25 protein-coding genes are annotated in these 25,952 nt (G+C 71.9%); 20 read left to right on the top strand and 5 right to left on the bottom strand.

Features of this window, described 5'->3' with window-relative positions; all coding sequences use genetic code 11:
* The first annotated feature begins 8 nt into the window (after window positions 1–8).
* From ABD366_RS10190 to ABD366_RS10120, 15 genes are read left to right on the top strand one after another with little or no spacing between them, the layout of a single operon-like run.
* Complete coding sequence (locus ABD366_RS10190) at window positions 9–332, top strand: TcmI family type II polyketide cyclase (protein WP_324772523.1); 324 nt, start codon at window positions 9–11, stop codon at window positions 330–332.
* Entirely contained in the window at window positions 332–1,624 is a 1,293-nt protein-coding gene (locus ABD366_RS10185; protein WP_324772524.1) for a beta-ketoacyl-[acyl-carrier-protein] synthase family protein, read from the top strand. The genes ABD366_RS10190 and ABD366_RS10185 overlap by 1 nt, the downstream gene beginning before the upstream one ends.
* Window positions 1,621–2,862 carry a ketosynthase chain-length factor gene (locus ABD366_RS10180; protein ID WP_324772525.1) on the top strand — a complete coding sequence of 414 codons (1,242 nt, stop codon included), beginning with the start codon at window positions 1,621–1,623 and terminating at the stop codon, window positions 2,860–2,862. The genes ABD366_RS10185 and ABD366_RS10180 overlap by 4 nt, the downstream gene beginning before the upstream one ends.
* Window position 2,863: 1 nt before the next feature.
* Window positions 2,864–3,130, top strand: coding sequence for an acyl carrier protein (locus ABD366_RS10175; RefSeq protein ID WP_324772526.1), 267 nt, complete (start codon window positions 2,864–2,866; stop codon window positions 3,128–3,130).
* A 15-nt stretch (window positions 3,131–3,145) separates the two neighbouring features.
* Complete coding sequence (gene fabG, locus ABD366_RS10170) at window positions 3,146–3,940, top strand: 3-oxoacyl-ACP reductase FabG (protein ID WP_324772527.1); 795 nt, start codon at window positions 3,146–3,148, stop codon at window positions 3,938–3,940.
* A gap of 41 nt (window positions 3,941–3,981) precedes the next feature.
* The gene (locus tag ABD366_RS10165; RefSeq protein ID WP_324772528.1) at window positions 3,982–4,917 is read left to right on the top strand and encodes an aromatase/cyclase; all 936 of its coding nucleotides are present in this window, start codon (window positions 3,982–3,984) and stop codon (window positions 4,915–4,917) included.
* A 3-nt stretch (window positions 4,918–4,920) separates the two neighbouring features.
* Window positions 4,921–6,879, top strand: a complete 1,959-nt coding sequence (locus tag ABD366_RS10160) for an SDR family oxidoreductase (protein WP_324772530.1) — start codon at window positions 4,921–4,923, stop codon at window positions 6,877–6,879.
* A 42-nt stretch (window positions 6,880–6,921) separates the two neighbouring features.
* Entirely contained in the window at window positions 6,922–7,092 is a 171-nt protein-coding gene (locus ABD366_RS10155) for a hypothetical protein (RefSeq protein ID WP_324772531.1), read from the top strand.
* A gap of 2 nt (window positions 7,093–7,094) precedes the next feature.
* A complete protein-coding gene (locus ABD366_RS10150; protein ID WP_324772532.1) occupies window positions 7,095–8,105 on the top strand; it encodes an LLM class flavin-dependent oxidoreductase in 1,011 nt (336 codons plus the stop codon).
* Window positions 8,098–9,306, top strand: a complete 1,209-nt coding sequence (locus tag ABD366_RS10145; protein ID WP_324772533.1) for an MFS transporter — start codon at window positions 8,098–8,100, stop codon at window positions 9,304–9,306. The genes ABD366_RS10150 and ABD366_RS10145 overlap by 8 nt, the downstream gene beginning before the upstream one ends.
* Window positions 9,303–9,926 (top strand): NADPH-dependent FMN reductase, encoded by a 624-nt coding sequence (locus tag ABD366_RS10140; protein WP_324772534.1) that lies wholly within the window; start codon window positions 9,303–9,305, stop codon window positions 9,924–9,926. The genes ABD366_RS10145 and ABD366_RS10140 overlap by 4 nt, the downstream gene beginning before the upstream one ends.
* Before the next feature lie 39 nt (window positions 9,927–9,965).
* Entirely contained in the window at window positions 9,966–10,862 is an 897-nt protein-coding gene (locus ABD366_RS10135) for a TIGR03621 family F420-dependent LLM class oxidoreductase (protein WP_324772535.1), read from the top strand.
* A 23-nt stretch (window positions 10,863–10,885) separates the two neighbouring features.
* Window positions 10,886–11,086: a ferredoxin gene (locus tag ABD366_RS10130; RefSeq protein WP_324772598.1), complete on the top strand. Its 201-nt coding sequence runs from the start codon at window positions 10,886–10,888 to the stop codon at window positions 11,084–11,086.
* Complete coding sequence (locus ABD366_RS10125) at window positions 11,083–12,321, top strand: NAD(P)/FAD-dependent oxidoreductase (protein ID WP_324772536.1); 1,239 nt, start codon at window positions 11,083–11,085, stop codon at window positions 12,319–12,321. Before ABD366_RS10130 ends, ABD366_RS10125 begins: the two co-directional genes overlap by 4 nt.
* Window positions 12,322–12,380: 59 nt before the next feature.
* Entirely contained in the window at window positions 12,381–13,574 is a 1,194-nt protein-coding gene (locus ABD366_RS10120) for a cytochrome P450 (RefSeq protein ID WP_324772537.1), read from the top strand.
* A 73-nt stretch (window positions 13,575–13,647) separates the two neighbouring features.
* On the opposite strand, the gene ABD366_RS10115 is transcribed toward ABD366_RS10120, so the two are convergent.
* Complete coding sequence (locus tag ABD366_RS10115) at window positions 13,648–14,049, bottom strand: helix-turn-helix domain-containing protein (RefSeq protein WP_324772538.1); 402 nt, start codon at window positions 14,047–14,049, stop codon at window positions 13,648–13,650.
* Window positions 14,050–14,092: 43 nt separating this feature from the next.
* Window positions 14,093–15,568, bottom strand: a complete 1,476-nt coding sequence (locus ABD366_RS10110) for an MDR family MFS transporter (protein ID WP_324772539.1) — start codon at window positions 15,566–15,568, stop codon at window positions 14,093–14,095.
* 148 nt (window positions 15,569–15,716) lie between these two features.
* Between ABD366_RS10110 and ABD366_RS10105 the strand changes: the two genes are divergently transcribed.
* Window positions 15,717–16,379 carry a TetR/AcrR family transcriptional regulator gene (locus ABD366_RS10105; protein WP_324772540.1) on the top strand — a complete coding sequence of 221 codons (663 nt, stop codon included), beginning with the start codon at window positions 15,717–15,719 and terminating at the stop codon, window positions 16,377–16,379.
* 21 nt (window positions 16,380–16,400) lie between these two features.
* Here ABD366_RS10105 and ABD366_RS10100 read toward each other — a convergent pair whose 3' ends face one another.
* Window positions 16,401–17,279 carry an SDR family NAD(P)-dependent oxidoreductase gene (locus ABD366_RS10100; protein ID WP_324772541.1) on the bottom strand — a complete coding sequence of 293 codons (879 nt, stop codon included), beginning with the start codon at window positions 17,277–17,279 and terminating at the stop codon, window positions 16,401–16,403.
* Window positions 17,280–17,480: 201 nt separating this feature from the next.
* On the opposite strand from ABD366_RS10100, the gene ABD366_RS10095 reads away from it, so the two are divergent.
* Window positions 17,481–18,440 carry a DUF1152 domain-containing protein gene (locus tag ABD366_RS10095; RefSeq protein ID WP_324772542.1) on the top strand — a complete coding sequence of 320 codons (960 nt, stop codon included), beginning with the start codon at window positions 17,481–17,483 and terminating at the stop codon, window positions 18,438–18,440.
* Window positions 18,441–18,449: 9 nt separating this feature from the next.
* Here the strand turns inward: ABD366_RS10095 and ABD366_RS10090 are convergent, their stop codons facing one another.
* Window positions 18,450–22,355, bottom strand: coding sequence for a CHAT domain-containing protein (locus tag ABD366_RS10090; RefSeq protein WP_324772543.1), 3,906 nt, complete (start codon window positions 22,353–22,355; stop codon window positions 18,450–18,452).
* Window positions 22,356–22,436: 81 nt separating this feature from the next.
* Here ABD366_RS10090 and ABD366_RS10085 point away from each other — a divergent pair, with 81 nt between their 5' ends.
* The 3 genes from ABD366_RS10085 (at window position 22,437) to ABD366_RS43450 (ending at window position 24,103) form a co-directional block, all read left to right on the top strand.
* Entirely contained in the window at window positions 22,437–22,832 is a 396-nt protein-coding gene (locus ABD366_RS10085) for a hypothetical protein (protein ID WP_324772544.1), read from the top strand.
* Between the two features lie 10 nt (window positions 22,833–22,842).
* A complete protein-coding gene (locus ABD366_RS10080; RefSeq protein ID WP_324772545.1) occupies window positions 22,843–23,802 on the top strand; it encodes a hypothetical protein in 960 nt (319 codons plus the stop codon).
* Between the two features lie 103 nt (window positions 23,803–23,905).
* Window positions 23,906–24,103: a hypothetical protein gene (locus ABD366_RS43450; RefSeq protein WP_425576948.1), complete on the top strand. Its 198-nt coding sequence runs from the start codon at window positions 23,906–23,908 to the stop codon at window positions 24,101–24,103.
* Window positions 24,104–24,163: 60 nt separating this feature from the next.
* On the opposite strand, the gene ABD366_RS10070 is transcribed toward ABD366_RS43450, so the two are convergent.
* Window positions 24,164–25,921: a ThuA domain-containing protein gene (locus tag ABD366_RS10070; protein ID WP_344441636.1), complete on the bottom strand. Its 1,758-nt coding sequence runs from the start codon at window positions 25,919–25,921 to the stop codon at window positions 24,164–24,166.
* Between the last annotated feature and the right edge of the window lie 31 nt (window positions 25,922–25,952).

Genomic DNA, 25,952 nt, shown 5'->3' with positions numbered 1-25,952 from the left:
GGAGAACCATGCACAGCACACTGATCGTGGCGCGGATGGCCCCGGCCTCCGCCGAGAACGTCGCCGAACTCTTCGGCGCGTTCGACCGCACCGACATGCCCGCCCGGATGGGCACCCGACGCCGGCAGCTCTTCGCCTACCGCGGCCTCTACTTCCACCTGCAGGACTTCGACGAGAACGACGGCGCGGGACGCATCGAGGACGCCAGGACCGACCCGCGCTTCACCGCGATCAGCCAGGACCTCAAGCCGTACATCGAGGCGTACGACCCGGCGACCTGGCGCTCACCCGCCGACGCCATGGCCCGGCGCTTCTACGAGTGGGGCGCGTGATGGGAAACAACGTGGGCAGCGCCGGTGAACGGCGGGTCGTCATCACCGGAGTGGGCGTGAGCGCACCGGGCGGCGTCGGGGCCAAGGCCTTCTGGGATCTGCTCACCGACGGCCGCACCGCCACCCGCCGCATCTCCGCCTTCGACCCCTCGCCGTTTCGCTCACAGGTGGCCGCCGAGGTCGACTTCGACCCGGAACTGGCCGGCCTGACACCGCAGGAGATCCGGCGGATGGACCGGGCCGCGCAGTTCGCCGTGGTCACCGCGCGGGAGGCGGTGACCGACAGCGGGCTCGCCTTCGAGGCGCTCGATCCGCGCCGCACCGGCGTCACCATCGGCAGCGCGGTCGGTGCCACGATGGGCCTCGACCAGGAGTACCGGACCGTCAGCGACGACGGCCGCCTGGAACTCGTCGACCACACCTACGCGGTGCCGCACCTCTACAACTTCATGGTGCCGAGCTCCTTCGCGACCGAGGTCGCCTGGGCGGTGGGTGCCGAGGGCCCGGCCACCGTCGTCTCTACGGGCTGCACCTCCGGCCTCGACGCGGTCGGCTACGCCGCCGACCTGGTTCGCGAGGGCACCGCCGACGTCATGATCGCGGGTGCGTCCGACGCGCCGATCTCCCCGATCACCGTCGCCTGCTTCGACGCGATCAAGGCAACGACCCCGCGCAACGACGACCCGGAACACGCCTCCCGCCCCTTCGACGCGAGCCGCAACGGCTTCGTCCTGGGCGAGGGCGCCGCCGTGTTCGTCCTGGAGGAACTGAACAGCGCCCGAGCCCGCGGCGCCCGCGTCTACGCCGAGGTGGCCGGGTACGCGACCCGCTCCAACGCGTTCCACATGACGGGCCTGCGCCCCGATGGCAAGGAGATGGCGGAAGCGATCCGGGTCGCGCTCCACGAGGCCCGGATGAACCCGACGGACATCGACTACATCAACGCCCACGGCTCGGGCACCAAGCAGAACGACCGGCACGAGACGGCCGCCTTCAAGCGCAGCCTCGGCGATCACGCGTACCGCACGCCGGTCAGCTCCATCAAGTCGATGGTGGGGCACTCCCTGGGCGCCATCGGGGCCATCGAGGTGGCCGCCTCCGCGCTCGCCATGGTCCACGACGTCGTACCGCCGACCGCGAACCTGCACACGCCCGACCCCGAGTGCGATCTGGACTACGTACCGCTGACGGCCCGTGACCAGCTGACCGACGCGGTCCTCTCGGTCGGCAGCGGGTTCGGCGGGTTCCAGAGCGCGATCGTGCTCGCCGACCCCGAGCGGGAGCAGCGATGACGCGACGCACACTCGTCACCGGTCTCGGCGTGCTCGCGCCGACCGGCCTGGGCGTCGAGGAGTACTGGGCGGCGACCCTCGCCGGACGCGGCGCCATCGGCCCGGTGACCCGGTTCGACGCTTCCGGATACCCGGCGCGCCTTGCGGGCGAGATCAGGGGCTTCGACGCCGCCGAACATCTGCCGGGCCGGCTGTTGCCGCAGACCGACCGGATGACCCGGCTCTCCCTCGTCGGCGCCGACTGGGCGTTCGCGGATGCGGGCGTGGTCCCGGCCGAGCTGCCCGACTACGACGTCGGTGTCATCACGGCGAGCCACTCCGGCGGCTTCGAGTTCGGCCAGAACGAACTGCGGGCGCTGTGGAGCCAGGGCGGCCAGTACGTCAGCGCCTACCAGTCGTTCGCCTGGTTCTACGCGGTCAACAGCGGCCAGATATCGATCCGCGGCGGACTGCGCGGGCCGAGCAGCGTGGTGGTCAGCGACCAGGCCGGCGGTCTCGACGCCATCGCCCAGGCCCGCCGGCAGATCCGCAAGGGCACCCGCATGGTGATCTCCGGTGCCGTCGACGCCTCCATCTGCCCCTGGGGCTGGGTGGCACAGCTGACCAGCGGACGCCTGAACACCGGCGACGACCCCGAGCGCGCCTACCTCCCCTTCGACGACCGCGCCGCCGGACACGTACCCGGAGAGGGCGGAGCGCTCCTCGTCCTGGAGAACGCAGACGACGCCCGAGAACGCGGCGCCGCCCACATCTACGGAGAGATCGCGGGCTACGCCTCCACCATGGACCCCAGGCCCGGCAGCGACCGCGATCCCGCCCTGCAGGGCGCCATCGAGCTGGCCCTCACCGACGCCGACGTGACTCCCGACGACGTCGACGTGGTCTTCGCCGACGCGGCCGCGGTCCCCGAGCTCGACCGGACCGAGGCCGAGGCGATCACCAAGGTGTTCGGTGTGCGGGGCGTACCGGTGACCGCGCCGAAGACGACGACGGGCCGCCTGTACTCGGGAGCGGCCCCGCTCGATCTCGCCGCCGCCCTGCTCTCCCTGCGCGACGGCGTCATCCCGCCCACCACCCACACCGTGCTCTCCGCGGCATACGACATCGACCTGGTGACCGGAGCCCCACGCCCCACCGCGCCGCACACGGCCCTCGTCCTCGCCCGCGGCCACGGAGGCTTCAACTCCGCGATGGTCGTGCGCGCCGCCGAACCCTCAACTCCCCTGCGAAAGGCCTGACATGCCAGCCAGCGCATTCACTCTGAACGACCTCAGGACCGTCCTTCTGGAGGCCGCGGGTGCCGACGACGACGTCGACCTCGCGGGCGACATCCTCGACAGCGACTTCGAGCAGCTCGGCTACGAGTCGCTGGCGCTCCTGGAGACCGCCGGACGCATCGAGCGCACCCACGGGATCAGCCTCGACGAGGAGGCACTGGCCGAGGCCAGGACACCGCGCCGGCTGATCGACCTCGTCAACAGCCACCTGACCGCCGCGACCGCCTGACCCAAAGGACGAGCCATGACGGACATCCATGACAAGACGGCCCGCGTCGCCCTCGTCACCGGGGCCACCAGCGGCATCGGCCTGGCCTCTGCCCGGCTCCTCGCCGAACAGGGCCACCGGGTCTTCCTGTGCGCCCGCGACGCGCAGGCGGTCGCGGACACGGTCAAGTCCCTCCAGAACGAAGGCTTCGACGTCGACGGCGCCACCGGTGACGTCCGCTCCAAGGAGCAGGTCGAGGAGGTCGTACGGGCCGCCGTCGCCCGGTTCGGGCCGCTCGACGTCCTGGTCAACAACGCGGGCCGCTCCGGCGGCGGCGTGACGGCCGACATCGACGACGCGCTCTGGGAGGACGTCATCGCGACCAACCTCACCAGCGTCTTCCTCGTCACCCGCGCCGCCCTGAACACCGGCGGCATGCGCGGCAAGGACCGCGGCCGGATCATCAACATCGCGTCCACCGCGGGCAAGCAGGGCGTCGTGCTCGGCGCTCCCTACTCGGCCTCCAAGCACGGCGTCGTCGGCTTCACCAAAGCGCTGGGCAACGAACTCGCGCCGACCGGCATCACCGTCAACGCGGTCTGCCCCGGCTACGTCGAGACACCGATGGCCCAGCGCGTGCGCCAGGGCTACGCGGCCGCCTACGACACGTCCGAGGACGCGATCCTCACCAAGTTCCAGTCGAAGATCCCGCTCGGCCGCTACTCGACGCCGGAGGAGGTCGCCGGTCTCGTCGGCTATCTCGCCTCCGACTCCGCCGCCTCCATCACCTCGCAGGCCCTCAACGTCTGCGGCGGCCTCGGCAACTTCTGAGCCCACCACCGAAGTCACCGACCGCTGAAGGGAACACACCCATGACCGTCCGTGAGGTCGAACACGGCATCACCGTGCACGCCCCGGCCACCGATGTCTACCGGCTGCTCGCCGAGGTGGAGAACTGGCCGCGCCTCTTCCCGCCGAACGTCCACGTCGAGTACCTGGAGCGGGAGCCCGGCCATGAACGCATCCGGATCTGGGCCACCGCCAACGGCGAGGCGAAGAACTGGACTTCGCGGCGCGAACTCGACCCCGAGGCGCTGCGCATCACGTTCCGCCAGGAGGTCTCCGCACCGCCCGTCGCGGAGATGAGCGGCACCTGGATCGTCGAACCGCAGGGCCCGGACGAGACCCGGCTGCGGCTCCTGCACACCTACCGCGCCGTCGACGACGACCCCGACGGGCTGACCTGGATCGACCAGGCCGTCGACCGCAACAGCCGCGAGGAACTCCCCGGTCTCAAGGACGGCCTCGAACAGGCCACGACCGAAGCCGAGTTGACCCTGTCGTTCGTCGACTCGGTCCGTGTCGAGGGCTCCGCGAAGGACCTGTACGACTTCGTGAACGAGGCCGACCGGTGGACCGAGCGGCTGCCGCACGTGAGCGAGGTCCGGCTGACCGAGGACACTCCCGGACTCCAGGTCCTGCGCATGGACACCAAGGCTGTCGACGGCAGCACCCACACCACGGAGTCCGTACGGGTCTGCTTCCCCCATCAGAAGATCGTGTACAAGCAGACGACGCTGCCGGCGCTCATGGCCCTGCACACCGGGTACTGGGAGTTCCGCGACGACGACGGTGGCGTCACCGCCAGCTCCCAGCACACCGTCGTGCTCAACGCCGACAACATCACCAAGGTCCTCGGACCGGACGCCGGGGTGCCCGAGGCACGGGACTTCGTCCGCAAGGCGCTGGGGGCCAACAGCCGGGCCACCCTGGAGCACGCCAAGGGGTACGCGGAAGCGCGGCGCTGACCCATGCCCGACGACGCAGTGGTGATAGTCGGCGCCGGACCGGTCGGGCTCCTCCTCGCCGGGGACCTGCGCACCCACGGCGTGCCGACGGTCGTCGTGGAGCGGCTCACCGAGCCGATGACCGAGTCCAGGGCATCCACTCTGCACACCCGCACCATGGAACTGCTGGAGCGGCGCGGCATCCTGGCACGGCTCGGCGAGCTGCCGGGCGGCGGCCCCGGCCACTTCGGCGGCATGCCGCTCGACCTCACGGCCGCCGACCCCGACCACCCGTACGCCGGACAGTGGAAATGCCCGCAGACCCGCCTCGAGGCGGTGCTGCAGGAACGGGCCGTCGAACTGGGCACCGTCGTCCGGCGCGGCCTGCGCCTCGTCGCCCTGCGCGACACCGGGGGCCGCATGAGCGTCAAGGCGGTCGCTGCCGACGGCCGTCGGGAGAGCCTCACCTGCTCCCACGTCATCGGCTGCGACGGCGGCGACAGCACCGTACGCCGGCTGGGAGGCTTCGACTTCGCCGGAACGGACGCCCGACGCGAGATGCTCCGGGCCGACGTCGAAGGCCTGCGCATCCCGGACCGCCGGTTCGAACGCCACCCCCGCGGTCTCGCCACCGCCCACCGCTGGCCGGACGGCAGCACCCGGGTGATGGTGCATGTCTTCGGCACGGCCCCCGGTCGGCGCACAGGACCGCCCGCATTCGACGAGATCGTGGCCGCCTGGGCCGAGGTGACGGGCGAGGACATCGGCCAGGGACGGCCGACGTGGCTGAACGCCTTCGACGACACACGCCGCCAGGCGACCCGCTACCGCAGGGGCCGGGTCCTGCTCGCCGGGGACGCCGCCCACGTACAGATGCCCGTCGGCGGACAGGCCCTCAACCTCGGCCTCCAGGACGCCGCTGAACTCGGCGCCCGGCTCGCCGCACACCTGGCCGCCCCGCACGACCCAGGAGCTCTCGACACCTACGACGAGATCCGCAGGGCGGTCGGCGCCCGCACCCTCACCGACATCCAGGCCCAGTCGTTCCTGCTGCTCGGCGGCGCCGAGGTGGAGCCGCTGCGCGAACTCTTCGGCGAACTCCTGCGGTTGGCGCCCGTACGCCACCGCCTGGCCCGGTCCATCAGCGGCCTGGCCGCGCCGGCCGCCACCACCAGCACCGACCCCGACACACGGACAACCGAGAGGACTCACACCATGGGCAGGCTCACCGACAAGACGGCACTGGTGACAGGGTCGAGCCGGGGCATCGGCCGGGCCATCGCGAGGCGCCTCGCCGACGAGGGTGCCCTGGTGGCCGTCCACTACTCCACCGGCGAGGACGCCGCCCGCCACACCGTCGAGCTGATCGAACGCGACGGTGGCCGCGCCTTCACGGTCCGCGCCGAACTCGGCGTGCCCGGCGACGTGCACGAGCTGTTCCTCGGCGTGGAACAGGGGCTGAAGGAGCGGACCGGCGAAACCGCACTCGACATCCTGGTCAACAACGCGGGCATCACCACCCCGGCAGGTGTGCAGCCCGAGGACGTCACGGCCGAGGACCTCGACCGGCTCTTCGCGGTGAACGCCCAGGCCCCGTTCCTCATCGTCCAGCGCGCCCTGGGGCTGCTGCGGGAGAACGGCCGCATCATCAACATCTCCTCGGGCCTCACCCGGTTCGCCAGCCCCGACCAGGCCGCCTACGCCATGACCAAAGCGGCCGTCGAGCAGATCTCCCTGCACTTCGCACGGCACCTCGCACCCCGGGGCATCACCGTGAACAGCGTCGCGCCCGGCATCACCAACAACGGCAGCGCGCTCTTCGACATCCCCGAGGCCGTCGAGCAGATGGCACAGTTCTCCGCCTTCAAGCGCGTAGGCGAGGCCGTCGACGTGGCGGACGTCGTGACCTTTCTCGCCTCGCCCGACGCCCGCTGGGTCACCGGGGCGTTCATCGACGCCAGCGGCGGCACCCTGCTCGGCTGACCGGCCCGGAGCCCGCCCACCCGACAAGGAGCGTGACCGCCCATGACACCCGCCCGCGCCCCCTGGCCGCCCACCCCGCCCCGCCCTCCCGCGTACGCGGCAGGGGAACCGGACGAGACCGGAGATCTGCGCGCGCTCGTCGCCCGCGTGTTCGCCACGGTGCCCGACCACCACGGCGCCCGCCCGAGCCGCGCCACCCGAACGGAGACCTGAGGATGGACGTCGGACTTCTCTTCGACCTGCGCAACCCCGCCCAGTGGCACCGCCCGTGGGCCGACCACTACGCCCGCTCCCTGGAGTACTGCGAGGAGGCGGACCGGCGCGGCGCCGGCGGTGTCTGGTTCACCGAGCACCACCTGTTCGACGACGGCTATCTGCCGCAGCCCCTGACCTTCGCCGCCGCGGCCGCGGCCCGGACCCGCCATGTCCGCATCGGCACCTCGGTGCTCCTGCCGAACCTCCATCACCCCGCCCGGATCGCCGAGGACTCCGCAGTCGTCGACCTCATCAGCGGCGGCCGCCTCGAACTCGGCGTCGGCGCCGGCTACCGGGTACCCGAATACGAGCTGTACGGCGCGGACTTCGACCGGCGTATCAGCCAGGTCGGCGACAACGTGCGCGAGATACGGCGGCTCTGGGACGAGGGCGGCGTCACCCCGGGGCCCCTCCAGTCGCCCGTGCCCCTGTGGGGCGGCTTCTACGGTCCGCGCGGCGCACGCCTCGCCGGGCGCCTCGGCATCGGACTGCTGCACATCTCCCACGAGATGTACGGCCACTACCGCGAAGGTCTCGCCGAAGGCGGACACGACCCGGAGTCGGCACGGGTGTCGGATCTGCTCCCCATCATCCTGGCCGACGACCCCGAGGCCGCCTGGCCGCGGGTCGCACCCCATGTCGCCCACCAGATGAACAGCTACATGCAGGGCTCCGTCGAGGGCACCGACCTGACCCGCCCGCCCCTGCTCAGCGCGGACGAGTTCCCGCAGCGGCCGAACGAGGACGGTTCCTTCTCGCTCCTGGAGATCCTGACGCCCGAGGCCGCCGCGGCCCGGATCATCGAGCGGACCAAAGGACTTCCCGTACGCCACCTGATCTTCTGGGCGAGCGTCGCGGGCATGCCCGACGACCTCGTCGTACGCAACATCGAGCTGATCAGCGAGCGGCTGCCCGTCCTGCTCGCCGAGCATCTCGGTACGGAGCCCGCCGGAGTGCCGACCGGTGGCTGAGACCCTCGTCACCCCGGCGCGCAAGGACCACGGGGGCCGGATGCTGTTCGTCCTGTCCGGGAACATGGTCCTCGACGCCGTCGAGGTGTCCGTGGTGCTCGTCGCCCTGCCGTCGATCGCCGCCGATCTGCGTCTGTCCATCTGGACGGTGCAGTGGCTGATGACCGGCTTCGCGCTCGGCTTCGCGGCCGTCCTGCTCATCGGCCCGCGGCTCACGGCCCGCTGGGGGCTGCGCCGCTGCTACCTCGTCGCGCTGCTCGTCTTCACACTGGCGTCGGTGGCCGGCGGGCTCGGCGACACACTCTGGCTGCTCATCGCCTCACGCGTCGTCAAGGGCGGCTGCGCCGCGCTCACCGCGCCGGCGGGACTGACACTGATCGGCGCCACCTTCCCCCAAGGCCCGCGCCTGCGCCGGGCGGTGTCCGTGTACTCGCTGTTCGGCGCCTGCGGGTTCACACTCGGCCTGCTGCTGTCCGGAGTGCTGACGCCGCTGAGCTGGCGCTGGACCTTCCTGTTCCCGGCGCCCGTCGCGCTGGTCCTGCTGGTAGGGGGCCTGCGGGTGATCCCTAGCGACGGCGGCCGCAGCGCGCGGCGGCCGGTCTCGGCTCTCGTGCGACATCGCGCTCTGCTCCGCTCCGCGCTCGTCGCCGCCAGCCTCAACGGCACGTACGCCAGTCTGCTGCTGCTCATCACATTCCGCGTCACCGGTCAATTCGGCTGGGCACCATGGCAGTTGGCGCTCGCGCTGTTGCCGGCCTGTGTTCCGCTCGCGGGGTCGGCCGCGTTCGCGGGGCGGCTGAGCGCGCGGTTCGGCACCCGAGGGCCCATCGCGGCGGGCGCCGCCGCCGCGTTCGCCGGACAGCTGCTGCTCCTGCTGCGGCCCACGACCGGGTCCTACGCGACGGTGCTGCTGCCGACACTCCTGCTGGTCGGCGCCGCGTTCGTGCTCGCCTTCGCAGCGCTCAACCTACAGGCGACGCAGGGCCTCTCACCGCAGGACCGCGGCTCGGCCGTGCCGCTCTACCAGACGGGCGTCCAGCTCGGCGGCGTCGTGATGCTGCCCCTGGTCGCCGCCCTGCTCACCCACGGCGGGGGCCCGCGCCCCGCCCTGCTCGTGATCGCGCTGGCCGGGGCCGCGGGACTGGCCGTCGCCCTCACCGGTCCCCGCAGCCCTTCCATCCCAGGGAGCCAACCGACATGACCGAGCACCCGTCGAACCCGACTTCGACCGCGCCCACCGGGCCGCTGCACGTGGCCGTCATCGTCGGCAGCGTCCGCGCCGGTCGCTTCGGCCCCACCGTCGCCCGCTGGTTCGCCGAGCAGGCCGCCCAACGCGACGACGTGGCCGTCGAATCGATCGACCTGATCGACTACCCGCTGCCGATGGAACTGGCCACGCCCGGCGACGCGCCCGACGAAGCCACCGGCCGGCTCCGCGACGACCTCGCCGAACGGCTCGGCAGGGCCGACGCGTTCGTCGTCGTCACCCCCGAGTACAACAACACGATCCCCGCCGCCCTGAAGAACGCCATCGACTGGATCTTTGACGAATGGGCGGCCAAGCCCGTCGGCTTCGTCTCCTATGGCGGAATGAGCGGCGGCCTGTGGGCCGTCGCCCATCTGCGCCATGTCTTCACCGAACTCCACGCCGTGCCGCTGCGCGAGTCGCTCATCTTCCACCAGGCCTGGAACAAATTCGACGGCGGCCGTCCCCGGGACGCCGAGGAGAGCGAGGTCGCCGCGAAGACCATGCTGAACCGGCTCGTCTGGTGGGCCGACGCCCTGCGCACCGCCCGCGCCCTGCGCCCCTATCAGCGCTGACACCTCCGGGTTCGGCGCATCTGACAGAAGGGTTCCACCGTGACCAGCCTGCACCACCGGCCCCTGCGCTTCGGCCTCGGCGTCTTCACCCCCCGCACACGGGCGGACTGGGTGGCCAAGGCCCGCCGGGCGGAGAGCCTCGGCTTCGACGTCGTGTCGGTCTCCGACCACCTCGGCATGCCCGCCCCCATGACGACCCTCGCGCTGGCCGCCGAGGCCACCGAACGGATCCGGGTCGGCACGCTCGTCCTCAACACGCAGTTCTACAACCCCACCGTCCTCGCCAGGGACATCGCGACCGTCGACCACTACACGGGCGGCCGCGTGGAGATAGGCCTCGGAGCGGGCTACGACAAGGCGCAGTTCGACGCGGCGGGCCTGCCCTGGTCGGCGCCGCGCGAACGCGTCGACCACCTGGAGCGCACCGTCGAGGAGCTGCGCCGCATCCTGGGCGGGCCCGGCCGAGCGGGCCTCACCCCGCCACCGGACCAGCCGCACGGACCGCCCCTGATGATCGCCGGCCGGGGCCGCCGCGTGCTGCGCCTGGCCGCCGAGCACGCAGACATCATCGGATTCACCGGTACCGTGCCCGTACGCGACGGCGAAGGGCTGCGGCTCGGCGGCCTCGACGAGATCACCCGGCAGGTCGACGAGGTGCGCGCGCTGCTCGGCGACCGCGCCCGCGACGTCGAACTCAACGTCCCGATCCACCGCGTGCTGGCGTCGGGACCACTCGGCGACGTCACCGACGTGTGGCAGAACAATCTCGACCTCGACGCCGCCGAACTCGCCCAGCTCCCCTCGATCCTCATCGGCTCGCCCCGCGACTGCGCCGACCAGCTCCGCGAGCGCGGCGAACGGTTCGGGCTGACCTACTTCAGTGTGCTCGAACCCGAGATGGAGGCGTTCGCCAAGGTCATCGAGGAGCTCCGATGAAGTCGCCGCACGAGCCCGGGACGCTGCGCATCAGCACCGAGGAGGACCGCTGCGTCGCCGCGGGACACTGCGTCGTGGCGGCCCCCGAGGTCTTCGACCAGCGGGAGGAGGACGGCGTCGTCGTCCTTCTCGACCCACGGCCCCCGGCCGGTGCCCGGGCGGCCGTCGAAGAGGCGGCGCTGCTGTGCCCGGCTGCCGCCATCCGCCTCGTGAGCGGGCCGTGAGCGCGGCGGACGCGGCGGATTCGGAGGGCGCGGCGGGCGCCGACGTGGTGATCGTCGGAGCTTCTGTGGGCGGTCTCACGGTGGCGCAGGCGCTGCGGCGGCGCGGCTTCCGCGGCTCGCTCGCACTGATCGGCGCCGAGCGCGAACTTCCCTACGACCGGCCGCCGTTGTCGAAGGAAGTGCTCTCCGGCCAGTGGCCGGCGGCCCGCACCCGGCTGCGCGAGCGCCCCGAACTCGACGGCCTGGACCTCGACCTGCGCCTCGGCCGGCCGGCCGTCGCCCTCGACGCGGCACGGCGCCGCGTCACCCTGCGCGACGGCAGCACCCTGCGCTACGGCCGGCTCGTCGTGGCGACCGGGGCGCACGCCCGTCGCCTCCCCGGCCAGGCCGAACTCGCCGGTGTGCACACCCTCAGGACCCTGGACGACAGCGCCCGGCTCCGCGAGGACCTGCGTACCGCCCGTCGGACGGTAGTCGTGGGTGCCGGAGTGCTGGGCTGCGAGATCGCCGCGACGCTTCGGGGCCTCGGCCTGCCCGTGGCGCTGCTCGAACCCGCCCAGTACCCCATGGAACGGCTGCTCGGGCCCACGATCGGGGGCGAGCTCGCGCGGCTGCACACCGAGCACGGCGTCCGCATGCTGACGTCGACACCGGTGACGGGCCTGGCCGGAGCCGACGGCCGGGTCACCGGGGTGCGCACGGCCTCCGGCGAGGTGGTTGCCGGTGACGTGGTCGTGGTCGCTGTCGGTGCCCGCCCCGCCACGGACTGGCTGGCCGGCAGCGGCCTCACCGTAGACGACGGGCTGGTCTGCGACGACCGGTGCCGCGCGGCTGACGGGGTGTACGCGGTCGGTGACGTCGCCCGGTTCGGCGCCTCGGGCGGCACCGCCGAGCGCGGCGTACGACTGGAGAACCGTACGAACGCGACCGAGCAGGCGATGTTCGTGGCCGCGGACATCCTCGGCGCCGCCGCCCGCTACCGGCCCGTGCCGTACTTCTGGTCCGATCAGTACCGGGCCCGCATCCAGGTCTACGGGACCGTGCCCGCGCGCTCCTCGATCCGGATCGTCGAAGGGACCCTCGACAGTCGCCGGTTCGTCGCCCATGCCGAGGCGGCGGGGCAACTCGTCGCTGTCATCGGCTGGAACGCCCCGGGCCGCCTCCGAACGGCTCGCGGCCTGCTGCACGACACCGCCGGGTCCGGACCGGCCGCGCGTGTCTCCCGCGGACCCTGAACCCGCGGCCGCGGATCCCCCCATGTCCCGTACGTCCCGCAACCCAGAGGAGGCCCGCCATGACGGGTTCCGTACCCATGCCCAACAACCGGCGCCCCGCAGGCTGCCCGTTCCGGCCCGACGCGGAACTGGAACGCGTCCGGGAGGACCCGGAGATTCCCCGGGTGCCGGTGAGCAATCCTCAACTCGGCGCTTTCGACGCGGTGTTGGTGACCCGGGCGGCCGATGCCCGCCAGGTCCTGTCGGACCCCCGGTACGAGGCCGGCTTCGCCTTCGACCGCACCGGCCCGCGCACCGTGATGAACCAGCCCGGGATCCTGCTCAACTACGACGGGGAGGAGCACGCCCGCTACCGGCGGATGCTCACCGGCGCGTTCACCGTCAAGCGGGTCAGATCGCTCACGCCCGCCATCACGCGCATCATCGAGGCCCAGCTCGCCATCCTGGAGCAGACCGGCCGCGGCGCCGATCTGATCGAGGCGTTCGCAGGGCCGGTCCCGCTGCTCGTCATCTGCGAACTGCTCGGTGTCCCGGTGGAGGACCGCGACGACATCCAGCGCCGCAGCGCCACCGGCACCGATGTCGCCAACACCCTGGACGACCAACTGGAGAACTTCGCGGCGATGGCCGCCTACATGGGCGACCTGATCCGCCGGCAGCGCGAGCGGCCCGGTGACGACATCCTCGGCGACCTGATCCGCAAGCACGGCGACGTGCTCAGCGACGACGAACTGATCGGCATGGGCAACAGCATCCTCGTCGCGGGCCACGAGACCGTGTCCAGCATGATCGGCATGAGCACGCTCGCGCTGCTGCGCGACCCCGAGCAGCTGGCGATCGTCCGCGACGACGAGAAGGCGGCGCCGGACGCCGTCGAGGAACTGCTGCGGCTGCTGTCCGTGGCACCGCCCCTGGTGCGTCAGGCCAACACCGGTCTGGACCTCGGCGGGCAGCCGGTCGAAGCGGGCGAGAGGGTCGTCCTGTCGACACTGGCCGCCAACCACGGAAGGGACCTGGTGCCCGACGACCCCGGCCGGCTCGACGTCCGGCGGGGCCCGGTGGCGCATCTCGCGTTCGGCTACGGCGCCCACCAGTGCATCGGTCAGCAACTGGCCCGCCTGGAACTGCAGATCGCCCTCCCCGCTCTGCTGCGACGCCTGCCCGGACTCCGTCTCGACGTGGACTTCGAGGCTGTCGAATACCGGGAGGACGCCTTGGTGTTCGGTGTGAACAGGCTGCCGGTGACCTGGTAGCGGTTGCCGGGTGCGACGCAGCGGGTGGGCCCACCGACGGTTCCGGTGGGCCCACCCGCTGCGTCGGCCGGTATCAGGCCCGTGCGCACTCCTGCGCTCCGCCCGCGTCGGCCACCGTGGTCTTCCGCGCGGCGGTCAGCAGACCGCCCCGGCGCAGGATCGCGTGCACCGTCGACACGGCCGGCACGGACGAGACGCCCTGCCGCACCAGTTCGCCCCGGATGCGGCGGGCGCCCCAACCGGGGTGTGCGTCGCGGATCTGCAGGATGAGCCGCTCCGTCGAACGCGCGGTCCGCAGGGGGGAGTTCAGCGGGCGGCGCGAGCGCGGGGTGAGGCCTTCCGGGCCCAGGGCGCGGAACCGGTCACGGTAGACGTAGAAGGTCTTGCGGGAGATTCCGTTGCGCCGACAGACCTCCGCGACGGACAGCCGGTCGCGCTCCGGTGCGAGGAGGATGTCGATCCACGGCTCGGACAAGGGGGATCACCTTCCATGACGGGCTGTCCTGGCACACCACCGCTCACCTGGCGGGCTGTTCGCCGCCGACCTGCGCGGCGGCCGGCGGGGCCTCCGCGTCGTCAGGTCCCGCGGGTGGCGTGAGCGGGGGAGTGGCCTTCCCCGGGATGAAGAAGGCCGCGACGATCATGACGACCAGCGCCGCGATGACGGCTGTGTACGCGTGCTGGAAGCCGTCGACGGGACGATCCGGACCGGCGTTCTGCATGAGCAGGGCCACCAGGGCGATACCCAGCGACGCCCCGAGCTGATTGAGCATGTACAACACGGAACTGCCTTGCGGGACGAGTGCGGGCGGCAGCGTCCGGTACACGGAGCCGATGACCGGCGCTCCGGCGGAACCCGTGCCGATACCGAGGGTGAACGCGGCCAGCAGCGGCCAGAACTGGCTGGTGCCGGCGTCGAACCGGGAGAACGCCAGCGAACTGAGGAGCGCGATCACCGCTCCGGTGAGGGCGAGATTGCGCGAGCCCCAGCGGTCGGACAGCCGGCCCGCCAGCGGCATCACCAGCGCGGAACCGACGCCGAACGGGGCGAGCCGAAGACCTGCCTCGAACACGTCCATGCCGCGCACCTGCTGGTAGTAGAGCGGGATCACGAAAATGCTGGAGAACGTGGCAATGCCCAGGATGGCCGCGGCGACGACACTCGCGGTGAAGCTGCCACGCTTGAACAGCCGCAGGTCGATCAGCGGCGGTGTCTCGCGCTCGCGCAGCGCGTGCACCGCGTAACCGGCCAGGAGCACGACGGCGGCGGCCAGCGGCAGCAGTACCTGCCAGGTGGTGAACGTGCCGCGGAGCGCGACCTCCGACATGGCGAGTACGCCGACGGCGACACCCGGTCCGATGAGCGCGACGCCGACCACGTCGAGCTTGCCCACGGAAGCCTGCTCACCCGGGGCGTCGGCGGGCAGATCACGGCGGGCGAGCAGGAACGCGACGATCACGATCGGCACGTTCACGAAGAACATCCAGCGCCAGTCGAGGCCCTGGAGGATGACACCGCCGACGATCGGACCGAGGACGGGACCGGTCGAGCTGACGATGCCCATCACGCCCATCACCCGGCCGATCCGGGCCGGCCCCGCGGCGCGTGCCAGCAGGGTGAGCATCAGCGGATCGAGTAGCCCGGCGCCGAAGCCCTGCAGGACACGGAAGGCGATGAGGCTCCCGATGTTCCAGGCGAGCCCCGAGGCGACGGAGCCGACCATGAACAGCACCAGGCCGGACAGCCACAGCTTCTTGCCGCCGACCTTGTCGACCGCCCAGGCCGTGACGGGGATCGTCACGGTCAGCGCCAGCAGATAACCGGTGGAGACCCAGCCGGTCGTACTGATCGAGGCGTCGAACTCGGTGGACAGGGTGTCCACCGCGACGGCGGTCATGGAGCTGTCGAGGATACCCATGATCCCGCCGATGAGGATCACGCCGATCGTCCGGCGCAAGGCCGGATCGAGCTTGTCTTCCAGAGGGTTGGTCATGACTCTCCCGGTCTCCACTGACGTACGTCGGCACTCTCGAACTGAACCAGCAGGTTCAATCTACCAACCTCATGAGTAACGCGACAGGCAGGTCAGGAAATCTGTATCCACGGGTTCACTCGGGGAGGGCGACGGTTACGCTGGGGGCATGGCATCCGCACCGGCACCAGCAGCGAAGACGCCCCCGCGCGGGCGCATCGACAAACGGAACGCGATCCTCGCCGCGGCGTTCGATGTCTTCGCCACCCACGGCTACGCGCAGACTCTGGTGCAGCAGATCGCCGAGGCGGCGGGCGTCGCCAAGCCGACGGTCTACAACCACTTCACCGACAAGGAGGCCCTCTTCAGGGCCAGCCTCACGGCGGAGGCGGAGGCCGTGATGCGGAAGAACATCGATGTGCTCGACCGACTGCGCTCGCCCGGCGACGACCTGCGCGCGGCGCTGTCCGAGGTGGCGCTCCGCCTCGCCCGTTCCTGTTGCGACAAGCGCTCACGCTCGCTGCGCTGGCTGACCTACGCGCAGGTGGCCCGGTTCCCCGACCTGATCGAGGTCGTCCAGGGCTGCACCTCGCTGCGGATCAGTGAGGCCCTGGCGGACCGGCTGTCCCGCCTCACCGTCTCGGGCCGGCTGCGCCCATGCGACCCCGAGCTCGCGGCCGAGCAGCTCCTCGCCCTGATCACCGGCCCGCTGGAAGTCCGCTCACGGCTCGGCACCCGCAGGATCGGCCCCGCGGAGCTGCGCGAGCTGGCCGACGCCGCGGTCGACACGTTCCTGCACGCCTACGGGGCAGAGACTCCCGACGTGGACTGACGGGCCCGCCGCGGCAGGGGCTCATGCCGACGCGTCCTTGAGGAACGACTCGGTCAACGCGTCGAGCCGTCGCGCGGCCGCCGGGTCGAAGTCCCCGGTCAGCACGTCGAGTTCGTGGCCCTCGACGAACGCGCTGAGCGGCTGCCTGGGCGGACGGCCGATGACGGCGGCGATCGGCTCCAGTGCCTCGGCGACCGGCTTCGCGGTGCGCTGCATCTCCTCGATGTGCCGGCGCGTCGCCTCGTCGTACTGTCCGGCGATGCTGGTCACGGTCGCCCCGGGATGCACGAGTACGTAGCGCAGTCCGGCGGCGGCGTACCGTTCGGCGGAGGTCACCCCCAGCAGATCATTGAGCTTCCCGGCCTGCCCGAGCGCCGCACCTCCGTGGTAGCCGTCCCGGAACTCCAGGTCGTCCCACCGGATCACGTCCAGACCGGCTCCCGGTCCGGCCACATTGACGATGACAGGATGCGCCGACCGGCCCAGCGGGCCGGCCAGTCCGTGGCCGAGCTGATACCGGCTCAGGTAGAAGTGCGCGAACGTCTCCTCGATGCCCTCGGCCGTCTCCGCCCGGTCGGAACGGTAGTAGCGGGCGCAGAAGACGAGTGTGTCGATGACCGGGAAGGCGCCGCGCAGCTCGTCGATCACTCGCTGGTTGTCCGCGAGCAGCCCCAGATCGGCGCGGATGAAATGCGCCCGGCCCGCGGCGCCGAGCCCATGGGCGTGAGCGAGAAACGCCTCGCCCTTCTCCCGCGCCCGCCCGATGACGACGACCGTGTCACCCTCCCGGAGCCGCCGCTCGGCGAGCGCCCGCCCGATCCCGTCCGTACCACCGGTGACGACGAGAACTCCAGGCCCTCGTAAGGCCGCCTGCTGCGAAGCGTGGGTCGGCTGACTCATGACTCTCCTCGGGCGATGGACATCAACTGAGGCGACCGTAACCGGAGGTGGTGAACGCCGGAACGACGTGCGTGCTCCACGACACGCACACTTCATCTGCGCGAAGCACTCCGCATCGGGGCCGGAAGCCTGCTTGCGCAGGAACACCGTCGGCTTCGACCGAAAGGCCGGGGGCACTACCGGCCCGGGACAATGGACGCCATGACCTCCCTTCACACCAACCCGTTCTTCGCACGGCTGGCGGATGCCGAACGGGTCCTCGTCGCGGGCGCGGGCGGCGGCTTCGACATCTACTCCGGTCTGCCGCTCGCCCTTTCGCTCCTGCACCAGGGCAAGGAGGTCCGGCTCGCGAACCTGTCGTTCAGCATGCTCGACGGGCTCCCCGTCGACGACTGGGCCGCCCCGGACCTGGCCGCCGTCACCCCCGGCAGCGCGCCACACCAGAGCTACTTCCCGGAACGGACCCTCGCCCAGTGGCTGCACCGGCACGGCTACCCGTCCACGGTGTACGCCTTTCCGCAGACCGGGGTACAACCGCTGCGGGACGCCTACCGGGCGCTCACCGAACTGCACCGCATCGACGCGGTGGTGCTGGTCGACGGTGGTACGGACATCCTGCTGCGCGGCGACGAAGCCGGTCTGGGCACCCCGGAGGAGGACCTGACCAGCGTGGCGGCGCTGGCCGGCCTCGACGGCGTCCCGACCCGGCTCGTGGCGTCGGTCGGGTTCGGCGTGGACGCGTACCACGGCGTCAACCACGTCCAGGTACTGGAGAACATCGCCGCCCTGGAACGCGACGGCGCCTACCTCGGCGCGTTCTCGATACCCCGCGCCACCCGCGAGGGCGCGCTCTACCTCGACGCGGTGGCCCACGCACAGCAGGCCACCCCGCAGCGCCCCAGCATCGTCAACGGCTCGATCGCGGCAGCGGTGAGCGGCTCCTTCGGCGACGTGCGCTTCACCGACCGCACCCGGGGCAGCGAACTCTTCGTCAACCCGCTGATGTCCCTGTACTTCACCTTCGAACTGCCAGGGCTGGCGGCCCGCTGCCTCTACCTGGACCGGATCGAGGAGACGTATCTGATGCGTCAGGTGCATGCGCGGATCGCCGAGTTCCGGGAAGGCGTCACGACCAGACCGTCCCGCGGCTTTCCGCACTGAAGGTAGTCCTCAGGGGCCCGCGTGTACTTGGCATGCCCACAGGCTGGGCGTTCGGGGGTAGGTGTCGCGCAGGGTGCGTACGGCGTGGTGCAGGGCCTCGGCCGTGCGGGCGACGTCGAGTGTGCCGTCGCCTCTGTGCAGGGTGGCGTACACGCTGAGCGCGACTTCCGCCCCGATCTCGTCGTCGACGTGCCACAGGGAGCCGACGACATGGGGGAAGCCGGCCATCTGGAAGGCGCTGACGATGTGGACGGCCTCGTCGGCGAGTTCGGGGCTGGTGCGCAGGGTGTCGCAGGCGGACAGGTAGGCGAGGCGGACCGACGGCAGCCGTAGCCGGGCCAGGTCGCGGACGGTCAGCGGGTGTTCGGTGTGGTCGTGCAGGACGAGCCGGCTGCCGGAGGCGCGCTCCAGGTCGCCCAGGGCGTGGCAGGCGAAGTGGGCGTAGGCGTGGCGGGGCAGGGCCGAGACGACCGCGGAGTGTGTGGCGGAGGCGTCCGCGAGGAGCGTGGCCCGGGGGAGCAGGCGGGCCAGGTGTTCGGCCTCGCCGCGTGCGCCGGGGAGCGGGGGCTGGCCGGTGGCCTGCGCGACGCTGACGACGAGCGTTCCGGTGCCCGTCGGGCGCGCGGCGCGCAGCCGGGCGTGGTGCAGGGCGCGCAGAGTCGGCGTGTAGGAGGAGACCACCCGGTCCAGGGCGCCCGGAGCGGTGTCCGCGGGCGCCGCCGCGTGCAGGGGCAGCGTGCCCAGGAGGCCGCCGGGCGACCACCACACGCGGGTTGCCGCGGGGAGGTGGTCGAGGACCGGGCCGGTGACCGCCTGCCACAGCCAGGCGAGGGTTTCCCGTACGTCCTGCTGCGCGCGCTGCGACTGCTTGCGGGAGGTCCCGGGTGTCGCGATGCGGATCAGCGCGTTCTGGAAGGTCTGCCGGCGTGTGGCCGTCGTGCGCGGGTCGAGACCCGGGAGCGGAACGGCGTCGATGGAGTGCTCGGTGACGATGAGGGCGTCGCTGCCGTACGGGGAGACGTTGACCAGGACCACCGGGCCCGCCGCGGCCGTGGCCCGCAGCTCGTCCTCGTCCCAGTCCCGCAGCGGACGCAGCAGACCCAGTTCGGGGTGCTCGGCGTGGATCCGGGCGGTCAGGTCGTGCCACTCGGCGGCCAGGCGCTGCCGTACGTCGGCCCGGGCGTCAGCGGGGGCGGGGGCATCGGCGGGGGTGTCAGCGGGGGTGTCGGCGGGGCCGGACGGTTCCTCCGCCAGAAAACTCTGGCTGCCGGTCGCCGTGTCGAGGGCCTCCCGGAGCTCCTCGAAGCGGTCGGCGAGGCCGGGGGCGCTCTCCCGCAGCCGCGTCAGATCGCTGTCTGCGTCGAAGGCGTGGGAGAGGATCACGCCCCTCGCCTGTTCGAGCAGTTTGACGGCGAGCCCGGGCCGGCCGCAGCGCACCGCGCAGGCAGCGGCGGCGGCGCCGAGACCGACGGTACGGCTCAGCAGGAACTCCTGGTCGTCGCGGACGAGATGGCGGGGCGCGACCGAGTGCAGCAGGTCGACCGCCACGACATAGCCGTCCAGGGCGCCGCCCCAGTCACCCAGCTCCGCTCGGACCTCGCCCCAGGACCGCGCCGCGTCCAGGCGCAGGACCGGCGCGCACTGCTGCTCCAGGGCCGCTTCCTGGAACCGCTCGGCCGCTTCGACCAGATCGGCCGGGCGGCGACGGCGGCGGGGCCCCAGGTCGCGCAGGGCACCGCCGAGGTTCGACAGGCGCTGCGTGCGTGTGGGGTGACCGGGCGGAGTGGTTTCGACCGCCCGCCGGTACAGCGCGACCACCTCGTCCCGGGCAGCCGACGACAGCAGGGCACGCAGGCTCGCGCGCCGTGCGCCCGCGGCCACCGTGAGGGCGCGGGGCAGGTCGGGGGAGTCCGGGGGCAGCGCCGCGATCACCGCGTCGGCCAACTCGCGGGCCTCGCGGGCCTCGTCGATCCGCATCGTCTTCGAGATACGTGTCATGAGGGCGACGGCGAGGTTGTGGCGACGCCGGGGCAGCCCCGGGTCACCTTCCGGGGTGAGGGCGAGCGCTTCCCTCAGGAGCCGTACCGCCTCGTCGAGTCGGGCCACGGGGTCGGGGGCACGCTCGAAGCCCGTCATGAGACTGAGCCCGGCCGAACTCCGGAGCGCCGCCCGGTGCGCCGGGCCCATGCCGGGCAGTTCGAAGGCCCGTCGCCGGCACTCCTGGGACTCTCGCAGATCGTCGCCGTCCTCGGTCAGCAGGTGCCGCAGATTCAACGCGGCACCGAGGTTGAGCAGCCGCGGTCCGAGCGACCCGTGCCCCTCCCGGGTGAGTGACGCCGACTCCCGGTGAGCCAGTACGGCCTCGTTCAACTGCTGCGGTTTTCCCGAGCGTTGATAGCAGGCGACCAGTACCAGGCCCAGGTCGTCGAGTGCCGCGGGCCGGGTCGGGTGGCCCGGCGGCATGAGCGCCTCGGCGTGCCGTAGTTGGCGCAGCGCCTCGTCCAGATCGGCCCCGTTCGCCGTCGGGTCGCGCAGGTAGCGGTTGTACAGGGCCATCGCGGGGGCGATGAGCGGCGGTTGCGGGCCGTCCCCAGCGTCCTCGGAGGCGGAGGCGGAGGCGGAGGCGGACGCGGAGGTAGAGGTAGAGGTAGAGGCGGCGGTGGAGGCGGAGGCGGAGGCGGAGGCCTGGGAGTGGTCGGTGAGGCCGAGCGCCGCGTCCAGATCGGCCTGGGAGCCGGTCGCTACGGAGCGGGCGCGCAGAGCGTTGCCCAGCGCGTTGCGCAGTGTGTTGCGCAGGGCGGTGGTCTCTCCCGGATCCCCTGCCACCCGCAGGGCCTCGGTGAACACGGAGATCGCCTCGTCCAGATCCGCCACACGGCCGGTGTGGTGCGCCCTGAGGACGAGCGCCGTGCCCAGGTCGTGGCCCGCCGCCGCGGCGCCCTTCGGATGGCCGGCGACGGCGCGGCGGCACACGTCCACCGCCTCGTCGCACTCCTCGGGCGTCGCCCCCTCCTCCTGCCGCAACAGCATCAGCGCTGTCCCCAGAGCGCTGAAGGAGTGGGGCAGGTGCGGGTCGCCGGGCGGCAGTTGGGCCACTACGTCCCGCGCGATACCCACCGCCTCGTGCAGGTCCTCGGGGTCGTGCGCGTCCACGTAGCGGTCGAGGAGGCGCCGGCTCAGACCGGTGAGAACACGAGGCCGTTCGGGGGAGCCGGCCGGGATCCGCTTGAGGGCACCGTGGACGAACCGGACCGGATCCGCGTCCGCCAGGTCCCCGAACGGCCAGGCCGCCCCCGTGAGGGTCACGAGGGCGGCTACGCCTCTGAGCCGCCCCGGGAACCAGGGGTCGTACTCAGGTGTCGCGAGGACGGCGAGGCTGCCGAGCCCGATCGCGGTGGCGAGCCGGACCTCGGGCGAGAACGGCATGGCGGCCAGCACCTCGGCCATCTCGTGGAGTCGGCGCACGTCCTCGGAGGCGTCCGGCGGCGGCTTGTGCTGCCGCCCCTGTACGACGATCTCGAACGCGGCGACCTGGGCCGCCCACGCGTCGGGGCCGTCCGCGTCCGCCGGGTCGGGGTGCGTGGCGGGATCGTTGGACGCATAACTCGCCGCCAACTCCGGCGGCACCAGGCCCGGTTCGGCGACCCACACCGGGTAGAGCAGGGTCCCGGACATGCACCCGTGGACGGTGCCGCCGGCCCCCGGGGCGGCCATCGCACGGGCGGCACAGAGCCAGCCGGCCGTGTGCCGGGCCTCCATGTCGGTGCGTACGTCGCAAGTCCGTAGCAGCCCCCGGAGTTCGGCGTCCGCGAAGGGACCGAACACCACGTCCGCGTCCACACCTCCGTCCGCCGTCACGGCCCGGTCGAGGCGCACGCGGACCGCCTGGAGGAACCACTCCCGGTCGTACCTCACGGCTTCGCTCCCCCCGGCCGCCACCCTCGACGGCGCGTCAACTCTCCCTCAACTCTGCCCGATCTACGGCACACTTGGACCATGACGGCATCCCCCGAGCTCCCCCGACCCGGCCGCAGGGCGGCAGCGGCGTTGTGCGCGCTGCTCGGCTCGCCGGAGGACCTGCGGCAGCCCGGGGTCCGGGAGGCGGCCGAGCGGGCACGGGACCTGCTGCGGTCGGGCGCGGGCTCCGACGAACTCGCCGCCTCCTTCCGCGCCCTGGACGTGCTGCTGCGCCGGGCCGGGGACGCACGCGGCCTCGTCAACGCGTCCCGGAGCAGGGTGGTCCCCGGCATCACGCCCCACATCAAGGTGGCCGTATGTCCGGGGCCGGCCGAGTGCAACCGCGTCGCACGGGCCCGCGACCTGATCCCGGCCCCGCACTGCGCCGTCAACGACACCCGCATGCGCAAGGGCCGACTGGGCTCCGCTCAGTGACCCCGCCCGCATGAACGCTCTCCTCGCCACCCTGGGCGGCAAACTCACCGAACGCTGGCTGAACCTGCTGGTCCTGCCCGGCGCACTCTTCCTCGCCGCTACGGCCGTCGGCACCACCCTGGGCCACCGGCACTGGAACGACATCGACCGGCTGCGCACCACCCTGGACGACCTCGCCGCCCGCCCCGCGCTCGACCGCACCGGGACTGCCGCGCTCCTGGTCGCTCTCGTCCTGCTCACCGCGACGGCGGCCTCGCTCGCCGCGCAGTTCCTCGGCGGCGTGATCGAGCGGTACTGGCTCCGCTTCGCCCGCGACCCGCTGTCGCACGTCCTGGTCGACCGGCGCAGGCGGAGGTGGGGGCGCCGGGAGCAGGAACTCGATGCGGCCTACCCTGTCACGCGCACCGACGCCGATGCCGATGCCCTTACCCCTGCCCCTGCCCCTGCCCATGACGGTGACGCGGTGCCGACCCCGGTCGAGCACTTTGCACGGATCCAGGCACTCACCGACGCCCGTGACCGCGTAGCACTGCGCGAACCCACCCGACCCACCTGGCACGGCGACCGCATGCAGGCGACGGCAGACCGCGTAGAGGCCGCCTACGGCGTGGACCTCGCCGCTCTCTGGCCCCGCCTGTGGCTGATCCTTCCCGAACCCGCCGTACGCCACATCCAGTCGGCGCACGACTCCTTCAGCACGGCCGCCCGCCTCGCCGCCTGGGCCGTGGGCTATGCCCTGCTCGCCTGCTGGTGGTGGCCGGCCGCGCTGGTCGCCGTCGGCTGCGCCGCGGTCGCCCGCTCCCGCGCCCGCGACGCCCTCGACGCGCTCGCCGGACTCATCGAGGCCGCCGTCGACGTCCACGGCCGGGAACTGGCCGGGCGGATCGGCCTGACCGGGGCGGACGAGGCGGGACCGCTCGACCATGAGGCGGGGGACCGGATGTCGGAGCTGTTCAGGAAGGCCGAGTGAGGGCAGCCGGGCCTTCGTTCGATGCATGCAGGTCACTGCGCGATGATTCGGATACTGAAGGGCTCTGGGTCACGCGCCTGAGCGGCGACACGACACCGCCAGGGTGGGGAACGTCCCCTTCTTGCAGAACGGGGTGGTGACAGACACCGACGGTGTCCACTGGGCGAAGGAACGGGTCGAGGCGTCGGGCAACTGCACCGTCCGGATCCTGCCCGCCCCCCGGTCCGCTGAGGAGAAGCGCTCAGGGCCTGTCAGCGGGCCCTGCTTGCGAGGCGGCGCACACCGTCAGGTCCGCCGATGAGGGCTGGGGCCGGAGGACCTGACGGTGGAGCGCCGCGGTTCGGGGATCCGGACGAAGCACTTAACCGGGCAGCGCCCATTTCTGGTTGGGGCCGGTGTGGCAGGTCCATAGGTGGACGGGTGTGCCGTCGTTCCAGGTGCCGCCGGATGCGTCGAGGCATTTGCCGGACTGGGGGTTGCGCAGGGTGGTGTCGGTCTGCGGGGTCCAGGTCTGGGCTGCGGTGCCGTTGCAGGTCCAGAGCTGGATTTTGGTGCCGTCGGCGGTGGCGCCGCCGGAGATGTCCAGGCACTTGTTCAGGGCTCGCAGGGTGTTGTCGCCCGGGAGGGTCCAGGTCTGGGCTGTGGTGTTGTTGCAGGTCCAGAGCTGGATCTGGGTGCCGTCGGCGCCGGCGCCGCCGGAGACGTCCAGGCACTTGCCGTTCACGCCCTTCACCGCACCGGAACGTGGCCCCGGGGTGCTGCCGGACTCCTTGATCCGGATGTTGCGGAACGCCACGTCGTCGCCGTCACCGTGGTTCTGGATACCGATGTGGCCCTGCTTCAGGCTTCGCGCCGGGTCGGTGTTGGTGAAGTCGTTGATCTTGCGGCCGTTGAGGAACAGCTCGAGGCGTTCGCCGGTGACCCGGATCTCGTACGTGTTCCACTCGCCCGGCGGGTTGAGTGCGGCGTCCCGCGCGGGGATGTCGGCCGACTGGAAGCCGTAGACGGAGCCGGTGGTGCGGTCGGGAGTGTCGGTGGCGTCGATCTGGATCTCGTAGCCATTGTCGACCGCGGACCACGGGTCGTCGGAGGCGGGGAAGCCCACGAAGATCCCCGAGTTGTCGTCGCCGCTCGCTTTCCAGTCCAGCTTCAGCGAGTAGTCGCCGGTGAACTCCTTGCCGTCGTACCAGTACATGCCCAGGCCGCCGTGGGAGGTGAGCGTGCCGTCGGCGAGCGTGAACCCGCCGGGGCCCGCCTGTTTCCAGCCGCTGGTGCCGGTGCCGTCGAAGAGGGCGCGATAGCCCGTCTCGGGGCGGCAGTCGGCCTCGGTCATGCCCGCCGCCCAGCGGACGGCGCCGAGCAGGTGCCGGCGAAGAGCGGGGTCGGCGTAGGACTCATCGGTGTGGCCGAGCCCGGTGTAGAAGGCACGGCCGCCCTGGTAGTCCTTGCACCAGGCGATGGGGTGGTCCCCGGACATCGATCCGCCCGAGTAGGTGGACTCGTCGAGCGAGGCCAGGACGTGCGCCGTCGAGCGGGGGTTGGCGCGGTAGTTGTACCACTCGTCGGTGCGCTGCCATACGGGGCCGAGGTGTGCGGTGGCGTCGTGCGCCCGGTCCTCGACGTCGACCGTGGCCTGCTGGATCGCGGGGTGGGACTGGAACAGTGCCCCGGCAAGGCCTCCGTAGAAGGGCCAGTCGTACTCGGTGTCGGCGGCGGCGTGGATGCCGACGTACCCGCCGCCGCCCTTGATGTACTGCTCCATCGCGGTCTGCTGGGTGCCGTTCAGCACGTCGCCGGTGGTGGACAGGAAGACGAGCGTTCTGTACTGGGAGAGGTTGCCGGTGGTGAACGCCGCGGCGTCCTCCGTCGCGTCGACGGTGAAGTTGTTCGCCGTCCCGAGGTCCCGCAGGGCCGCGATGCCGTCGTCGATGGAGGAGTGGCGGAAACCGGCCGTCTTGGAGAAGACGAGGATCTTGTAGGCGGGATCGGCTACGGCTTCGGCTTCGGCTACGGCCGCGGTCGTGTCGGACGCGGGCGTAGCCGATACGTGTGACTGCGATGCCATGCAGAACAGGGCACTCGCGAACAGGGCGGTAGCTGTGCTCAGTTGCTTGCGCATGAGATGGCGCATGAGGTGTCGCATGAGGTGT

Origin of the sequence: Streptomyces kunmingensis (assembly GCF_039533535.1) — a bacterium.
In the GTDB taxonomy this organism is placed as follows: Bacteria; Actinomycetota; Actinomycetes; order Streptomycetales; family Streptomycetaceae; genus Streptomyces; species Streptomyces kunmingensis.
The sequence above is the reverse complement of the archived record's forward strand: the minus strand, read 5'-3'. Positions and strand labels throughout refer to the sequence as shown.

What these genes read in the sequence shown, in the direction of transcription:
- ABD366_RS10190 (WP_324772523.1), top strand. Translation starts at nt 9, where the DNA reads ATGCACAGCACACTGATCGTGGCGCGGATGGCCCCGGCCTCCGCCGAG.
- ABD366_RS10185 (WP_324772524.1), top strand. Translation starts at nt 332, where the DNA reads ATGGGAAACAACGTGGGCAGCGCCGGTGAACGGCGGGTCGTCATCACC.
- ABD366_RS10180 (WP_324772525.1), top strand. Translation starts at nt 1,621, where the DNA reads ATGACGCGACGCACACTCGTCACCGGTCTCGGCGTGCTCGCGCCGACC.
- ABD366_RS10175 (WP_324772526.1), top strand. Translation starts at nt 2,864, where the DNA reads ATGCCAGCCAGCGCATTCACTCTGAACGACCTCAGGACCGTCCTTCTG.
- fabG (WP_324772527.1), top strand. Translation starts at nt 3,146, where the DNA reads ATGACGGACATCCATGACAAGACGGCCCGCGTCGCCCTCGTCACCGGG.
- ABD366_RS10165 (WP_324772528.1), top strand. Translation starts at nt 3,982, where the DNA reads ATGACCGTCCGTGAGGTCGAACACGGCATCACCGTGCACGCCCCGGCC.
- ABD366_RS10160 (WP_324772530.1), top strand. Translation starts at nt 4,921, where the DNA reads ATGCCCGACGACGCAGTGGTGATAGTCGGCGCCGGACCGGTCGGGCTC.
- ABD366_RS10155 (WP_324772531.1), top strand. Translation starts at nt 6,922, where the DNA reads ATGACACCCGCCCGCGCCCCCTGGCCGCCCACCCCGCCCCGCCCTCCC.
- ABD366_RS10150 (WP_324772532.1), top strand. Translation starts at nt 7,095, where the DNA reads ATGGACGTCGGACTTCTCTTCGACCTGCGCAACCCCGCCCAGTGGCAC.
- ABD366_RS10140 (WP_324772534.1), top strand. Translation starts at nt 9,303, where the DNA reads ATGACCGAGCACCCGTCGAACCCGACTTCGACCGCGCCCACCGGGCCG.
- ABD366_RS10120 (WP_324772537.1), top strand. Translation starts at nt 12,381, where the DNA reads ATGACGGGTTCCGTACCCATGCCCAACAACCGGCGCCCCGCAGGCTGC.
- ABD366_RS10110 (WP_324772539.1), bottom strand. Translation starts at nt 15,568, where the DNA reads ATGACCAACCCTCTGGAAGACAAGCTCGATCCGGCCTTGCGCCGGACG.
- ABD366_RS10105 (WP_324772540.1), top strand. Translation starts at nt 15,717, where the DNA reads ATGGCATCCGCACCGGCACCAGCAGCGAAGACGCCCCCGCGCGGGCGC.
- ABD366_RS10100 (WP_324772541.1), bottom strand. Translation starts at nt 17,279, where the DNA reads ATGAGTCAGCCGACCCACGCTTCGCAGCAGGCGGCCTTACGAGGGCCT.
- ABD366_RS10095 (WP_324772542.1), top strand. Translation starts at nt 17,481, where the DNA reads ATGACCTCCCTTCACACCAACCCGTTCTTCGCACGGCTGGCGGATGCC.
- ABD366_RS10085 (WP_324772544.1), top strand. Translation starts at nt 22,437, where the DNA reads ATGACGGCATCCCCCGAGCTCCCCCGACCCGGCCGCAGGGCGGCAGCG.
- ABD366_RS10080 (WP_324772545.1), top strand. Translation starts at nt 22,843, where the DNA reads ATGAACGCTCTCCTCGCCACCCTGGGCGGCAAACTCACCGAACGCTGG.
- ABD366_RS10070 (WP_344441636.1), bottom strand. Translation starts at nt 25,921, where the DNA reads ATGCGCAAGCAACTGAGCACAGCTACCGCCCTGTTCGCGAGTGCCCTG.